Annotated in this window: 12 protein-coding genes; 8 read left to right on the top strand and 4 right to left on the bottom strand. The window is 69.2% G+C overall.

The genetic code is table 11. The annotated features are described in order from the left end of the window. The first annotated feature begins 242 nt into the window (after positions 1-242). A complete protein-coding gene (locus tag ACIQFX_RS02350) occupies positions 243-2,981 on the top strand; it encodes a transglycosylase domain-containing protein (RefSeq protein ID WP_402458022.1) in 2,739 nt (912 codons plus the stop codon). A 115-nt stretch (positions 2,982-3,096) separates the two neighbouring features. Beyond that, complete coding sequence (locus ACIQFX_RS02355; protein ID WP_402458025.1) at positions 3,097-4,623, top strand: glycosyltransferase family 87 protein; 1,527 nt, start codon at positions 3,097-3,099, stop codon at positions 4,621-4,623. A 59-nt stretch (positions 4,624-4,682) separates the two neighbouring features. Here ACIQFX_RS02355 and ACIQFX_RS02360 read toward each other — a convergent pair whose 3' ends face one another. The 3 genes from ACIQFX_RS02360 to ACIQFX_RS02370 all read right to left on the bottom strand — a co-directional run bounded on the left by ACIQFX_RS02360 (position 4,683) and on the right by ACIQFX_RS02370 (position 7,341). Then, positions 4,683-5,714 carry an alanine racemase gene (locus tag ACIQFX_RS02360; protein WP_402458028.1) on the bottom strand — a complete coding sequence of 344 codons (1,032 nt, stop codon included), beginning with the start codon at positions 5,712-5,714 and terminating at the stop codon, positions 4,683-4,685. 74 nt (positions 5,715-5,788) lie between these two features. Continuing rightward, complete coding sequence (locus tag ACIQFX_RS02365) at positions 5,789-6,907, bottom strand: lipid II:glycine glycyltransferase FemX (RefSeq protein WP_376483761.1); 1,119 nt, start codon at positions 6,905-6,907, stop codon at positions 5,789-5,791. Between the two features lie 119 nt (positions 6,908-7,026). Then, positions 7,027-7,341, bottom strand: coding sequence for a hypothetical protein (locus ACIQFX_RS02370; RefSeq protein ID WP_402458032.1), 315 nt, complete (start codon positions 7,339-7,341; stop codon positions 7,027-7,029). A 283-nt stretch (positions 7,342-7,624) separates the two neighbouring features. Between ACIQFX_RS02370 and rpsF the strand changes: the two genes are divergently transcribed. The 4 genes from rpsF (at position 7,625) to rplI (ending at position 9,334) form a co-directional block, all read left to right on the top strand. Continuing rightward, entirely contained in the window at positions 7,625-7,915 is a 291-nt protein-coding gene (gene rpsF / locus ACIQFX_RS02375; protein WP_017240415.1) for a 30S ribosomal protein S6, read from the top strand. A 74-nt stretch (positions 7,916-7,989) separates the two neighbouring features. Next, positions 7,990-8,577, top strand: coding sequence for a single-stranded DNA-binding protein (locus ACIQFX_RS02380; protein WP_402458035.1), 588 nt, complete (start codon positions 7,990-7,992; stop codon positions 8,575-8,577). Positions 8,578-8,632: 55 nt separating this feature from the next. Continuing rightward, on the top strand, positions 8,633-8,869 hold the full coding sequence (rpsR, locus tag ACIQFX_RS02385) for a 30S ribosomal protein S18 (RefSeq protein WP_005315025.1): 237 nt from the start codon (positions 8,633-8,635) through the stop codon (positions 8,867-8,869). Positions 8,870-8,887: 18 nt separating this feature from the next. Further along, positions 8,888-9,334 carry a 50S ribosomal protein L9 gene (gene rplI, locus ACIQFX_RS02390; protein WP_053640001.1) on the top strand — a complete coding sequence of 149 codons (447 nt, stop codon included), beginning with the start codon at positions 8,888-8,890 and terminating at the stop codon, positions 9,332-9,334. Between the two features lie 104 nt (positions 9,335-9,438). Here rplI and ACIQFX_RS02395 read toward each other — a convergent pair whose 3' ends face one another. Next, positions 9,439-10,776: an MATE family efflux transporter gene (locus tag ACIQFX_RS02395; protein ID WP_402458039.1), complete on the bottom strand. Its 1,338-nt coding sequence runs from the start codon at positions 10,774-10,776 to the stop codon at positions 9,439-9,441. Between the two features lie 423 nt (positions 10,777-11,199). Here ACIQFX_RS02395 and dnaB point away from each other — a divergent pair, with 423 nt between their 5' ends. Further along, complete coding sequence (gene dnaB / locus ACIQFX_RS02400; RefSeq protein WP_079039525.1) at positions 11,200-12,681, top strand: replicative DNA helicase; 1,482 nt, start codon at positions 11,200-11,202, stop codon at positions 12,679-12,681. 53 nt (positions 12,682-12,734) lie between these two features. After that, positions 12,735-14,117 (top strand): serine hydrolase domain-containing protein, encoded by a 1,383-nt coding sequence (locus ACIQFX_RS02405; RefSeq protein WP_402458043.1) that lies wholly within the window; start codon positions 12,735-12,737, stop codon positions 14,115-14,117. Positions 14,118-14,185 lie beyond the last annotated feature (68 nt).

A 14,185-nucleotide genomic window follows, 5' to 3' on the forward strand; every position in this document is an offset into this window, starting at 1 on the left:
CACAGCGATCGACTTGCCTGATTTGGGTGGAAGTCCGGCTCTCCGCGGGTTTTGGCCGTGCGTAGTCTGTGCGGCATGCAGACCACCGGGAACCAAGCGACGCCGTGGGGCGTCAGTGCTGCGGGTGACCGGCTGCGGTACGGATGGGCCTCCGATGAGGTGCCGTGCGTGCACATTTCGGGGGGACCGGAACTCAACTGCCGCTTCCAGGCGTACGCGCCTGCCCGAGGAGTAGTCGTTCGATGAGCGAGCATCGTCGCAAAATGCCGCCGCAGCAGCCGCCGACGGGTGGGCGCGCGGCGGCACGGCGCGCTGCCCAGCAGCCGGTGGGCCGCGGGTCGGCACCGGCCCATGACGTCGGTACGAGGGCCCCGTCGGCCTCGTACGGGCCGCCTTCCTCTCACGGAGAGGAGCGCGCTTACGGCGGCCGCGCGGAGGCCCGCAGAGCCGCCCAGCGCGGCAGTCGCCGCAAGGGCGCGGACAACGGTCCCGGGAGCCCGGGCGGCCCCGGTGGAGGCCGACGCGGAGGCGGCGGCGGTGGCGGGGGACGCGGTGGCGGTCCGGGGCGGGGCCCCGGCGGTCGCCCGCCGGGCAAGAAGCGGATCATCGACTATCCGCGGTACGGCAAGTACGGCTGGCGTCGCTGGATGCCCTCGTGGAAGCTCGTGACGGGCACGTTCCTGTTCTTCGCGGCGAGCGTGATGGGCGCCGCGGCGTTCGCGTACTCGCGGGTCGAGATCCCGAACGAGGCCGAGACCGCGACCTCGCAGAACAACATCTACTACTGGGCCGACAAGTCCCGCATGGTCGCGACGGGCAGTGGCACCAACCGTCAGATCGTGCCGATCGAGCAGATCCCGACGGCCATGCAGAACGCCGTCATCTCCGCCGAGAACAAGACGTTCTGGGAAGACTCCGGTGTCGACCCGATGGGCATCGCCCGCGCCGTGTGGAACATGGCCAAGGGCGGTGAGACCCAGGGTGGGTCGACCATCACCCAGCAGTACGTGAAGAACAACCGCCTCGACGACCAGTCGCAGACGCTCACCCGGAAGGTGAAGGAACTCTTCATCTCCATGAAGGTGGGCAACGAGGTGAAGAAGCCCGCCATCATGGCCGGCTACCTGAACACCTCGTACTACGGACGCGGTGCCTACGGCATCCAGGCCGCGGCCCGCGCGTACTTCAACAAGGACGCCAAGAACCTCAACCCCAGTGAGTGCGCGCTGCTCGCCGCGGTGCTGAAGGGCGCGACGTACTACGACCCGGCCGGCTACCCCGAGATCGACTCGGAGGCCACGGCCGAGAAGAACACCGCCCGGGCCACCAAGCGGTGGGGGTGGATCCTCGACGAGATGCAGAAGGACGGGCACCTCCCGGCCGAGGAGCGGGCGAAGTACAGCGCGTTCCCCAAGGTGAAGAAGCCCGGCCAGAGCGCCAACCTGAGCGGCCAGATCGGCTACCTGGTCAGGACCGCCAACGCCAACATCAAGACCCAGTTCGGCATCAGCGTCCAGGATCTGGAGCGCGGCGGCTACGAGATCTACACCACCTTCGAGAAGCAGAAGGTGGACAAGCTCGAGAAGTCCGTCAAGAAGATCCTCGACAACCACATCGACCCCAAGAAGCGCCCGGACGACGACACGCACGTCCAGTTCGGCGGTGCCTCCGTCGACACGGCCACCGGGAAGATCGTCGCCCTCTACGGCGGCGCCGACGCCACCAAGCACTTCAGCAACAACGCCGACGCCACCGGTGCCATGGTCGGCTCGACGTTCAAGCCCTTCGTGCTCGCCGCCGCGATGAAGTACGGCGTCCGCGACCCCAAGCTGGGCCCGGTCCAGGACGAGTCCAGCCGCAAGATCCTGGACCCGGACAAGAGCCGCTACAACGGCAAGAACAAGCTGACGGTCCGGAAGTACAACGGCGACATCTGGGTCAACGAGGAGGGCAAGGAGTGGCAGCAGGTCAACGACGAGGACGCCAGCTACGGCGCGATCTCGCTTCGTGAGGCCATGGTCCACTCCGCCAACTCGCCCTACGTGCAGCTCGGCATGGACATCGGCATCGACAAGGTCCGCCAGTCCGCGGAGGAGGCCGGACTCCTGAAGAGCTCGCTCGTCCAGGGCGAGGTGCCGTCGTTCTCCCTCGGCATCTCCAGCCCGAGTGCCATCCGCATGGCGGGTGCCTACTCGACCTTCGCCAACGGGGGCAAGCAGAACGACCCCTACTCGGTCGAGACCGTCAAGAAGGGGGGCGTCGTGATCAAGCAGCACAAGGCGGCGCCCAAGCAGCCCTTCAGCGAGGCCATCGCCAGCCAGGTCACCGACGTGCTCCGCGACGTCGTGCTGAAGGGCACCGGCACGAAGGCCCGCATCCCGGGCCGCGACGTGGCGGGCAAGACCGGCACCACCGACGCCAACATGTCGGCCTGGTTCGTCGGATACACCGCGCAGCTGTCGACGGCGATCGACATGTACCGCTACGACGACGACGACACCAAGAAGAACCGCAAGTTCGAGGACATGTACGGCACCGGTGCCCAGCCGAAGATCCACGGTTCGTCGTTCCCGTCGCGGATCTGGCAGGACTACATGTCGGACGTGGTCAAGGACATGCCGCTGGTGAAGTTCCCCGAGCCGATGGACATCGAGAACGCCGAGCCCGTGTTCGGCGGTGGCGCCACCAGCCCGACGCCGACGCCGACGGCCACGGAGACGCCCACCGAGTCCGCGACGCCGTCCACGACGCCGCCGGCCACCGCCACCACGACTCCCCCGACGACCAGGACGCCGAAGCCGGGCAAGACGACGTGTGACGTCTGGGACATCGAGTGCAACTACCCGGGGAACCCGGGTGGGAACACCGGAGGACCCACGACGACGGCGCCCGGCTCGGAATCACCGACGCCCACTGGTACGGCGACGGAGGAGAGCGGCGGCGGGAACGGCAGACCAGGCGGCGGGTCCTGGAGTCCCTGACCCGGTCGCGCGGGTAGTTCCCTGAGGGCCGCCGCGTCCGCTTCGTACCTTCCGTACGGAGCGGCCGCGGCGGCCCTCGCCGTTTTCACCGGGACGGTACGGCAGGATGTCCCCCATGCCGAGCCTCCAGAAGACGAGCGCGCCGCAGGACCGGCCCCAGGGCCGCTCGCGGACGGTCATCCCCACCCACCGGGACAAGGTGGCCGCCGCGGGCAGCGAACTGATCGGCGGCCCCTACGGGCGCCGGGCGCTGCCCGGTGCCGGGCAGCTCACTCCCGTGCGGGTGATCGCCCTCGTGGCCATCGGCATGTTCGCCCTCGGCATGGTGCAGAAGCTGCCCTGCTACAACTGGGCCTGGTTCCGGGGGACGACCTCCCAGTACACCCACGCCTGCTACTCCGACATCCCGCACCTCTTCGCCGGGCGGGGCTTCGCGGACGGCCTGGTGCCCTACTTCGACCGGCTGAGCGGCGACATACCGTTCCTGGAGTACCCGGTCCTCACGGGCCTGTTCATGGAGGTCGCCGCCTGGCTGACGCCGGGCGGCGGCAGCGGGGCCGAGAACGAGCGGGCGTACTGGCTGGCCAACGCGGGCCTGCTGATGGCCTGTGCGGCCGTCCTCGCGGTCTGCGTGACGCGGACGCACCGCCTGCGACCCTGGGACGGGCTGCTGGTGGCCCTGGCCCCGTCGATCGCGCTCACCGCCACGATCAACTGGGACATACTGGCCGTCGCGCTGACCGCCGCCGCCGTCATGATGTGGTCGCGCGGGCGGCCGCTGGCCTTCGGCATCCTGCTCGGCCTGGCCACCGCCGCCAAGTTCTACCCGATACTGCTCCTCCTGCCCCTGCTGCTGCTCTGCGCGCGGGCCGGGAAGTGGCGGGAGTACGGGACCGCGGTGCTGGGCGGGTGCGGCGCGTGGCTGGTCGTGAACCTGCCCGTGATGCTGCTCGCCCCCGAGGGCTGGAAGCAGTTCTACCTGTTCAGCCGGGACCGGAACGTCGACTTCGGATCGGTCTGGCTGCTGATCAGCCAGCGGACGGGGACGTCGATCACGCCGGAGCGGGCCAACCTGTACGCGCTGGTGCTGATGGCGCTGGCCGCGGCGGGACTCGCCTACCTGGCGTTCACGGCACCTCGCCGGCCCCGGTTCGCCCAGCTGGCCTTCCTGATCGTCGCCGCGTTCGTCCTGGTCAACAAGGTCTACTCGCCGCAGTACGTGCTGTGGCTGGTGCCGCTGGCGGTGCTCGCCCGACCCCGCTGGCGCGACTTCCTGGTCTGGCAGGCGTGCGAGGTCATGTACTTCCTCGGCATCTGGATGTACCTGGCGTTCACCAGCAGCGGCAACAAGCAGGGCCTGCCGGTGGACGGCTACCAGTTCGCGATCGTCCTGCACCTGCTCGGCACCCTGTACCTGTGCGTGATGGTCGTACGCGACATCCTGGCGCCCGAGAAGGACCCGGTGCGGCAGGACGGCTCCGACGACCCCTCGGGAGGCGTCCTGGACGGGGCCGAGGACGTCCTCGTGGCGGGCAGGGCCGCGCATCCGGCCCGGCACGCCGCTCCCGGCGCGGAGGAGGGCCGACGGGTGCGGTGGGGCACCTCGGACGACCCGCGCGATCCTTGGGGCGCCCCCGAGTAGCCACATGACTCACCCCCCGGGAGCAGGGCTCCCGGGGGGTGAGTCATGTTCCGGCCGGCTCAGCGCTCGACGAGCCGGTCGAACTGCGTCGTCGTGTGGCGCAGATGGGCCACGAGCTCGTCGCCGACCCGCGGCTCCTCGGCGTCGGAGGGCACGAACAGGATCGACACCTGCATGTGCGGCGGCTCGGCGAACCAGCGCTGCTTCCCGGCCCAGACGAAGGGCGACAGGTTGCGGTTGACGGTGGCGAGGCCGGCCCGGGCGACGCCCTTGGCACGCGGCATGACGCCGTGCATCGCCTTGGGGGCCTCGAGGCCCACGCCGTGGGAGGTGCCGCCGGCGACGACGACCAGCCAGCCGTCCGAAGCGGCCTTCTGCTGGCGGTAGCCGAACCGGTCGCCCTTGGCCACCCGGGTCACGTCGAGGACCGCGCCCCGGTACTCCGTGGCCTCGTGGTCGCCCAGCCACAGCCGGGTGCCGATCCGGGCGCGGAAGCGGGTCTGCGGGAACTGCTGCTGGAGCCGCGCCTGCTCCTCGGCCCGCAGGTGGCTCACGAACATGGTGTGCAGGGGCAGCCGGGCGGCCCGCAGGCGGTCCATCCAGGCGATGACCTCCTCGACCGCGTCCGTGCCGTCCGGGCGGTCCAGCGGGAGGTGGAGGGCGAACCCTTCGAGGCGTACGTCCTCGATGGCCGAGTGGAGCTGCTGCAGCTCCTCCTCGTGGACGCCGTGCCGCTTCATCGAGCTCATGCACTCGATCACGACCCGGGCGCCCACCAGGGCGCGGACGCCGTCCACGGACGACACGGAGCGGATCACGCGGTCGGGCAGCGGAACCGGTTCCTCACCCCGGCGGAAGGGGGTGAGGACCAGCAGGTCGCCGCCGAACCAGTCCTTGATCTTCGCGGCCTCGTAGGTGGTGCCCACAGCCAGCATGTCGGAGCCGAACCGGGCCGCCTCGTCCGCGAGGCGCTCGTGTCCGAAGCCGTACCCGTTGCCCTTGCAGACCGGGATGAGACCGGGGAACTGGTCGATCACGCTCTTCTGGTGCGCGCGCCAGCGAGCGGTGTCGACGTAGAGGGAGAGCGCCATGGCCGGCCCGGAACCTTTCTGGTGGCAGCGGTGTATCAAAGATGTGTACGAGACTACGAAAGCCTACGGAACGGTCAGCGGCGCGACATGTAGATGTCGAGCGCCTTGTGGAGCAGCTTGTTCAGCGGGAAGTCCCACTCGCCGACGTACTCGACGGCCTCGCCGCCGGTGCCGACCTTGAACTGGATGAGTCCGAAGAGGTGGTCGGTCTCGTCGAGCGAGTCCGAGATGCCCCGCAGGTCGTAGACGGTCGCGCCCATCGCGTAGGCGTCGCGCAGCATCCGCCACTGCATCGCGTTCGAGGGCCGGACCTCACGGCCGATGTTGTCGGAGGCGCCGTACGAGTACCAGACGTGGCCGCCGACGACGAGCATGGTCGCGGCGGAGAGGTTCACGCCGTTGTGGCGGGCGAAGTAGAGCCGCATGCGGTTGGGGTCCTCGCTGTTGAGGACGGTCCACATGCGCTGGAAGTACGAGAGCGGGCGCGGCCGGAAGTGGTCGCGGATCGCCGTGATCTCGTACAGGCGCTGCCACTCGGCCAGGTCTTCGTAGCCGCCCTGGACGACCTCGACGCCGGCCTTCTCGGCCTTCTTGATGTTGCGGCGCCATAGCTGGTTGAAGCCCTTGAGGACGTCGTCGAGCGAGCGGTTCGCGAGCGGGACCTGGAAGACGTAGCGGGGCTGCACGTCGCCGAAGCCGGCGCCGCCGTCCTCGGCCTGCTGCCAGCCCATCTTCCGCAGCCGGTCCGCGACCTCGAAGGCGCGCGGCTCGATGTGGGTGGCCTCGACGTCCTTGAGGCGCTTCACGTCCGGGTCCTGGATGCCGGCCTTGATCGCGGCCGAGTCCCAGCGCCGGATGACGACCGGGGGGCCCATCTTCACGGAGAAGGCGCCCTGGTGCTTGAGGTGCGCCAGCATCGGCTGCAGCCAGTCGTCGAGGTTCGGCGCGTGCCAGTTGATGACCGGGCCCTCAGGCAGGTAGGCGAGGTACCGCTTGATCTTCGGGAGCTGGCGGTAGAGCACCAGGCCGGCGCCGACGAGCTCGCCGGACTTGTCGAACCAGCCGAGGTTCTCCGAGCGCCACTCGGTCTTCACATCAGCCCACGCCGGGACCTGGCAGTGGCTCGCCGCGGGCTGGCTCTGGATGAATGCCAGATGCTGCTCACGGCTGATGGTCCTCAGGGTCAGGCTCATGCGGGGCGCTCCTCGGCAGGTGTGTCCCCATCGGTCAGGGGCTCCGGCTCTCGCGCCGAAGCCTACTGTGACCGGGGAGCGCCCCGAATGGGTGCGTGTGCCCTGACGTGCCGCCGGACTCAGCTGATGACGCCGCCGAAGAGGCCGCCGTGCGCCATGCCGAGATAGAAGCCGAACGCCGAGGCGCCGAGTCCGAGGACCAGCAGGAAGCGCTCGCGGGTCGTCGCGGAGATGAACTGTCCGTAGGCACCGGTCAGGATGCCGATCAGGCCCGACCAGGAGCTCAGCAGGTGCAGGTTGTCGAACATCGCGGTGACGAAGGCGATGACGCCCAGGACGAGCGTCACGCCGACCAGGGCGTCCTGGAGCGGGTGGGGCTTGCCGTCGGTCGCGAAGAGGGAGTGGCCGGGGTCGGGTCGCATTGCCTGTGCCATGGGGCACCTCCTGGCGTTGCTGCGCGAGGGCGGCGCCTTATGGCGCCGCCGACATCCGTTGTGTACAGATTGCGTCCCCTCACCGGTGAATTTCAACCGCAGGCCGATGTGCGGGTACTCTGTACAGCTGCGCCGGTGTCTGCCCAGGTCCCTCCGGGATCCCCGACGGCCCCCTCGTTCACCGAGGGGATTGTCAGTGGTGGTGGATACCGTCGCTCACGCATCACGACCCTCCTGCCACGGAACGACCGTGGCCGCTGAGTCCAAAGGAGGTGGGTTCCACATGCGTCACTACGAGGTGATGGTCATCCTCGACCCCGATCTGGAGGAGCGCGCTGTCGCCCCCCTGATCGAGAACTTCCTCTCCGTCGTCCGTGAGGCGAACGGAAAGGTCGAGAAGGTCGACACCTGGGGCCGTCGTCGTCTCTCGTACGAGATCAAGAAGAAGCCCGAGGGCATCTACTCGGTCATCGACCTGCAGGCCGAGCCTGCGGTCGTCAAGGAGCTCGACCGCCAGATGAACCTGAACGAGTCGGTCCTCCGGACCAAGGTCCTCCGTCCCGAGACCCACTGAGCTTCTAGCTCAGAGGTCATCGGGTTCGAGTAGCAACAAAGCAGCCAGAAGCAAACCCGCCGAGAGGTTCCCCCATGGCAGGCGAGACCGTCATCACGGTCGTCGGCAATCTTGTCGACGACCCCGAGCTGCGCTTCACCCCGTCCGGTGCGGCGGTCGCGAAGTTCCGTATCGCGTCCACCCCCCGCACCTTCGACCGTCAGACCAATGAGTGGAAGGACGGCGAGAGCCTGTTCCTGACCTGCTCGGTCTGGCGTCAGGCGGCGGAGAACGTCGCCGAGTCGCTCCAGCGAGGCATGCGCGTCGTCGTGCAGGGCCGGCTGAAGCAGCGGTCCTACGAGGACCGTGAGGGCGTCAAGCGCACGGTCTACGAGCTGGACGTCGAGGAAGTCGGCCCCAGCCTCAAGAACGCCACGGCCAAGGTCACCAAGACCACCGGTCGCGGTGGCCAGGGTGGATACGGCGGCGGCCAGCAGGCCGGCGGCGGTGGCGGCTGGGGTGGAAACTCCGGCGGTTCCCAGCAGGGTGGTGGCGGTGCTCCCGCCGACGACCCGTGGGCGACCGGCGGTGGTGCTCCCTCCGGCGGCGGCGGCCAGCAGGGCGGCGGAGGCGGCTGGGGTGGAAACTCCGGCGGCGGCTACTCGGACGAGCCCCCCTTCTAGGCCTCGCCTGGAAGCAGCTCGTACTCCCACTTCTTGATCACACAGGAGAAACACCATGGCGAAGCCGCCTGTGCGCAAGCCTAAGAAGAAGGTCTGCGCTTTCTGCAAGGACAAGACCGCGTACGTGGACTACAAGGACACGAACATGCTGCGGAAGTTCATTTCCGACCGCGGCAAGATCCGTGCCCGCCGCGTTACCGGCAACTGCACGCAGCACCAGCGTGACGTCGCCACGGCCGTGAAGAACAGCCGTGAGATGGCGCTGCTGCCCTACACGTCCACCGCGCGATAAGGGAAGGGTGACCGAAAAATGAAGATCATCCTCACCCACGAGGTCTCCGGCCTCGGTGCCGCTGGCGACGTTGTCGACGTCAAGGACGGCTACGCTCGCAACTACCTGGTCCCGCGTGGTTTCGCGATCCGCTGGACCAAGGGTGGCGAGAAGGACGTGGCGCAGATCCGCCGCGCCCGCAAGATCCACGAGATCGCGACCATCGAGCAGGCCAACGAGATCAAGGCCCAGCTCGAGGGCACGAAGGTGCGCTTGGCCGTTCGCTCCGGCGACGCCGGCCGTCTCTTCGGCTCCGTGACCCCGGCCGACATCGCCTCGGCGATCAAGACCGCGGGTGGCCCCGACGTCGACAAGCGTCGCGTCGAGCTCGGTTCGCCGATCAAGACCCTGGGCTCGCACCAGGTGTCCGTGCGTCTGCACCCCGAGGTTGCCGCGAAGCTCGGCGTCGAGGTCGTCGCCGCGTAACGCTGCCCTTGGCAGTCTGCGCTCAGCAGTGAGGAAGGGCCGCACCCCTCGGGGTGCGGCCCTTCCGCTGTTTCACGTGAAACAGGGCGTTTCACGTGAAACGTTCAGCGCGTGGCGCCCGTGACGATCCAGCGACCGGAGCGGGTGCGCAGCCACAGGGTCAGCATCCGTACCGTCATCATCAGCGTCATCGCCCACCAGAGGGCGGTCAGGCCTCCGCCGAGCGCCGGGATCAGCAGGGCCACCGGGGCGAAGACGGCGAGGGTCAGCAGCATGGCCCAGGCGAGGTAGGGACCGTCTCCCGCCCCCATCAGCACGCCGTCGAGAACGAAGACGACCCCTGAGATCGGCTGCGAGACCGCGACGACCAGCAAGGCCGGCAGCAGGGTGTCCTGGACCGTCGTGTCACTGGTGAACAGCGGGATGAACAGGGGCCGGGCCACGATGAGGAGCGCACCCAGCACGACGCCCGAGACCACGCCCCACTGGACCATGCGGCGGCAGACCTGCCGGGCGCCGTGGGCGTCGTCCGCGCCGAGACAGCGGCCGATGATGGCCTGGCCGGCGATGGCGATCGCGTCGAGGGCGAAGGCCATGAGGTTCCACAGGGACAGGATGATCTGATGGGCCGCGACCTCGGCGTCACCCAGCCGGGCCGCGACGGCCGTGGCGATCATCAGGACCGCGCGCAGCGAGAGCGTACGGACGAGCAGGGGGGCGCCGGCCTGTGCGGAGGCGCGGATGCCGGCCGCGTCGGGGCGGAGGGAGGCCCCATGGCGCCGTGCGCCCCGAACGACCACGAAGAGGTAGACGGCGGCCATGCCGTACTGGGCGATGACCGTGCCCCAGGCGGAGCCGGCGATGCCCAGATCGGCGCCGTAGACGAGCCCGACGTTGAGTGCGGCGTTGGTCGCGAAGCCCCCGATGGCCACGTAGAGCGGTGTACGGGTGTCCTGGAGGCCGCGCAGGACACCGGTGGCCGCCAGGACCACCAGCATCGCGGGGATTCCGAGGCTGGAGATCCGGAGGTAGGTGACGGCGTACGTCGCGGCGGTGTCGGAAGCCCCGAATACGTCGACGAGCCCGGGTGCGGTGGGCAGGGTCAGGGCGATGACGGCGGCGCCGAGGAGGAGCGCGAGCCAGATGCCGTCCATGCCCTGTCGGATGGCGGCCTGGAGGTCGCCCGCGCCGACGCGTCGCGAGACGGCGGCCGTGGTGGCGTAGGCGAGGAAGACGAAGACGCTGACGGCGGTGGAGAGCAGGGTGGCGGCGATGGCCAGGCCCGCGAGTTGGGGGGTGCCGAGGTGGCCGACGATGGCGCTGTCGACCATGAGGAACAGTGGTTCGGCGACGAGGGCACCGAAGGCCGGCAGGGCCAGGGAGACGATCTCGCGGTCGTGCTGTCGACGGACGGCCTTGGAGGTCACGGGGGCCTGGGTCATGGGGTCAATCTAATCTTCCACAGGTAAGCGATGCAATGCCTTTGCACTCCTTACTTTCCGAGGGTGTGGGGCTTCGGGTGTGGGCCGTTTGTTCTGATCTTGATCCAGGGGGAGAACTTTTTCTCCCCCACAGCCCGTGGATGGAGAAACCGCAGGTCAGATAGGTAAATTCAAGGAGGCTATGAGTTTGTCCACATGACTGTCCCCCGGTCCGTGCACAGGTTCCGGGGAGTTCTCCACAGCATCTGGGCCTTCATCCCCAGGGCCTGTGGATAACCAGATTGGCTGACGCCCCCGGCGGGCCTACCGTGGTGCGGCGCCCGACGCGTCAGAAGCGGTCGCAAAGCCACTCGTTGATCAAGCCCGTGGCGTAAGAAAGAGTGGCAGGGCGAGGTCCGCGGAGCGGACGGGAGGAGGTGCTTGGTGAGCGTCACCGAGCCCATGGACGACCCTTGGGCCGACAGCGGACCGAGTGACCGGCTGCCCACCCGTACCCGCGGTGAGGGGCGCGGCCGAGGCCGCGGCCGTGACGACCAGCACGAGCGGGGCAACGACGGCCCGTGGGACGGCGGACTCTCCGGCTTCGAGCGCGTGCCCCCGCAGGACCTCGACGCCGAGCAGTCCGTCCTCGGCGGCATGCTGCTCTCCAAGGACGCCATCGCGGACGTCGTGGAGATCATCAAGGGCAACGACTTCTACAAGCCCGCCCACGAGACCGTCTACGCGGCGATCCTCGACCTCTACGCCAAGGGCGAGCCGGCCGACCCGATCACGGTCGGCGCCGAGCTCACCAAGCGCGGCGAGATCACCCGGGTCGGCGGCGCCTCCTACCTCCACACCCTGGTCCAGTCGGTACCGACCGCGGCCAACGCCTCGTACTACGCGGAGATCGTCCACGAGCGCGCCGTCCTGCGCCGCCTAGTGGAGGCCGGCACCAAGATCACGCAGATGGGCTACGCGGCCGACGGCGACGTCGACGAGATCGTGAACTCGGCACAGGCCGAGATCTACGCGGTCACCGAGCAGCGCACCACCGAGGACTACCTGCCGCTCGGCGACATCATGGAGGGGGCCCTCGACGAGATCGAGGCGATCGGCTCCCGCAGCGGCGAGATGACCGGTGTGCCCACCGGCTTCACTGACCTCGACTCCCTCACCAACGGCCTGCACCCCGGCCAGATGATCATCATCGCGGCCCGACCCGCCATGGGTAAGTCGACCCTCGCCCTGGACTTCGCCCGGGCGGCGTCCATCAAGCACAACCTGCCCAGCGTCATCTTCTCCCTCGAAATGGGCCGGAACGAGATCGCGATGCGTCTCCTCTCGGCCGAGGCCCGGGTCGCGCTCCACCACATGCGCTCCGGCACGATGACCGACGAGGACTGGACGCGTCTCGCCCGCCGCATGCCGGACGTCTCCCAGGCCCCGCTGTACATCGACGACTCTCCGAACCTGTCGATGATGGAGATCCGGGCCAAGTGCCGCCGGCTCAAGCAGCGCAACGGCCTCAAGCTCGTCATCATCGACTACCTGCAGCTCATGCAGTCGGGCGGCTCGAAGCGGCAGGAGAGCCGTCAGCAGGAAGTCTCCGACATGTCGCGAAACCTCAAGCTCCTCGCCAAGGAGCTGGAGCTCCCGGTCATCGCGCTCTCCCAGCTGAACCGTGGCCCGGAGCAGCGCACCGACAAGAAGCCCATGGTCTCCGACCTGCGTGAGTCCGGCTCGATCGAGCAGGACGCCGACATGGTGATCCTGCTGCACCGCGAGGACGCCTACGAGAAGGAGTCCCCGCGCGCAGGCGAGGCGGACATCATCGTGGGCAAGCACCGTAACGGTCCGACGGCCACGATCACCGTGGCCTTCCAGGGCCACTACTCGCGCTTCGTCGACATGGCACAGACCTGATCCGAGCACCCTCCCGGGGAAGCTTCGTATGTGACAGGGTGTTGGATCGTTCCGTGACGACATCTTTCGAAGCTTTGTTGCCCGGTACCGAGCGTGCTCTGCTGCACCGCGTCGCGGTGGCCCAGGCCGAGGGGCGGGCGCCGTCCCTCGTGGGGGCGGTGGTCCGCGAGGGGGCGCTGGTCTGGAGCGGTGCGCGCAGTTGCGTGGACGGACACGCGCCGGACGCCGACACGCAGTTCAGGATCGGCTCGATCACCAAGGTGTTCACCGCCGTCCTGGTACTACGGCTTCGGGACGAAGGGCTCCTCGGGCTCGACGATCCGCTGGAGCGGCACCTGAAGGGAACCGGGGTCGGCGAGGTGACGATCGCTCAACTCCTCGGCCACAGCAGCGGTCTCGCTGCCGAGACGCCCGGTGCGTGGTGGGAGCGGTCGTCCGCAGAGCTGCGCCCGGAGCTCTCCGACGTGCTGGGGGAGGAGCCCTTCGTTCGGGCCCCGGGGCGCCGCCACCACTACTCCAACCCCGGTTACACATTGCTCGGTTCGCTGGTCGAGGCCGTGCGGGGCGTGCCCTGGGAGGAGGCGCTGCGGCGCGAGATCCTGGAGCCGCTGGGGATGGACCGGACGACGGTCGACCCCGTTGCCCCGCACGCGGGCGGCTGGGCGGTGCACCCCTGGGCTGACGTGATGCTGCCCGAGCCGTCAGAGCACCTGGGGATCATGGCGCCGGCCGGTCAGCTCTGGTCGACCGCCGCCGACCTCGCCCGGTTCGCCGCGTTCCTCGCGGCGGGCGACGAGCGGGTGCTCGCTGCGGCCACCGTGGCGGAGATGCGGGCGCCCGCGGCCGCGGCAGGGGAGGGCGACTGGGAGGGGAGCTACGGGCTCGGACTCCAGCTGATCAGCAGGGACGGCCGGACTCTCATCGGCCACACCGGGTCGCTCCCGGGCTTCGTCGCCTGTCTCTGGGTGAGTGTGGAGGACGGGCTGGCGGGGGTCGCCCTCTCCAACGCCACCTCGGGAGTGGCGATCGGCGCCGTGGCCGCCGATCTCGTCCGGATCGTGGCGGACGCCGAGCCGAGGCTCCCGCAGCCGTGGCGCCCCCTGCCGGAGGCCGAGGTCGACGAGGAGCTCCTGTCGCTCACGGGGCCCTGGTACTGGGGGACGTACTCCTACGGGCTCCGGCTCGGTCCCGAGCGGAGCGTGGTGCTCGAACCGCTGCGGGGCCCCGGTCGGCGGGCCCGCTTCCGGGCGCTGCCCGAGGGCGGCTGGGTCGGGCTGAACGGCTACTACGAGGGGGAGACGCTCCGGGCGGTGCGGCGCGACGACGGCACGGTGAGCCACCTCGACCTCGGGTCGTTCGTCTTCACGCGGGAGCCGTACGCGCCGGAGGACGCTGTGCCGGGTGGCTTCGATGAGGCGGGCTGGCGCGGGCTCTGAGCTCCTACCTGGGATGTTTCACGTGAAACGGCGTGCCGGCAGCCTCCCGGCACGCCGTTTCACGTGTG

The sequence above is a fragment of the Streptomyces sp. NPDC093089 genome (assembly GCF_044754405.1).
GTDB lineage: Bacteria > Actinomycetota > Actinomycetes > Streptomycetales > Streptomycetaceae > Streptomyces.

Coding starts and splice junctions, on each gene's coding strand:
- rpsF (WP_017240415.1), top strand. CDS start 7,625: ATGCGTCACTACGAGGTGATGGTCATCCTCGACCCCGATCTGGAGGAG.
- ACIQFX_RS02350 (WP_402458022.1), top strand. CDS start 243: ATGAGCGAGCATCGTCGCAAAATGCCGCCGCAGCAGCCGCCGACGGGT.
- ACIQFX_RS02365 (WP_376483761.1), bottom strand. CDS start 6,907: ATGAGCCTGACCCTGAGGACCATCAGCCGTGAGCAGCATCTGGCATTC.
- ACIQFX_RS02380 (WP_402458035.1), top strand. CDS start 7,990: ATGGCAGGCGAGACCGTCATCACGGTCGTCGGCAATCTTGTCGACGAC.
- rpsR (WP_005315025.1), top strand. CDS start 8,633: ATGGCGAAGCCGCCTGTGCGCAAGCCTAAGAAGAAGGTCTGCGCTTTC.
- ACIQFX_RS02370 (WP_402458032.1), bottom strand. CDS start 7,341: ATGGCACAGGCAATGCGACCCGACCCCGGCCACTCCCTCTTCGCGACC.
- ACIQFX_RS02395 (WP_402458039.1), bottom strand. CDS start 10,776: ATGACCCAGGCCCCCGTGACCTCCAAGGCCGTCCGTCGACAGCACGAC.
- rplI (WP_053640001.1), top strand. CDS start 8,888: ATGAAGATCATCCTCACCCACGAGGTCTCCGGCCTCGGTGCCGCTGGC.
- ACIQFX_RS02355 (WP_402458025.1), top strand. CDS start 3,097: ATGCCGAGCCTCCAGAAGACGAGCGCGCCGCAGGACCGGCCCCAGGGC.
- ACIQFX_RS02360 (WP_402458028.1), bottom strand. CDS start 5,714: ATGGCGCTCTCCCTCTACGTCGACACCGCTCGCTGGCGCGCGCACCAG.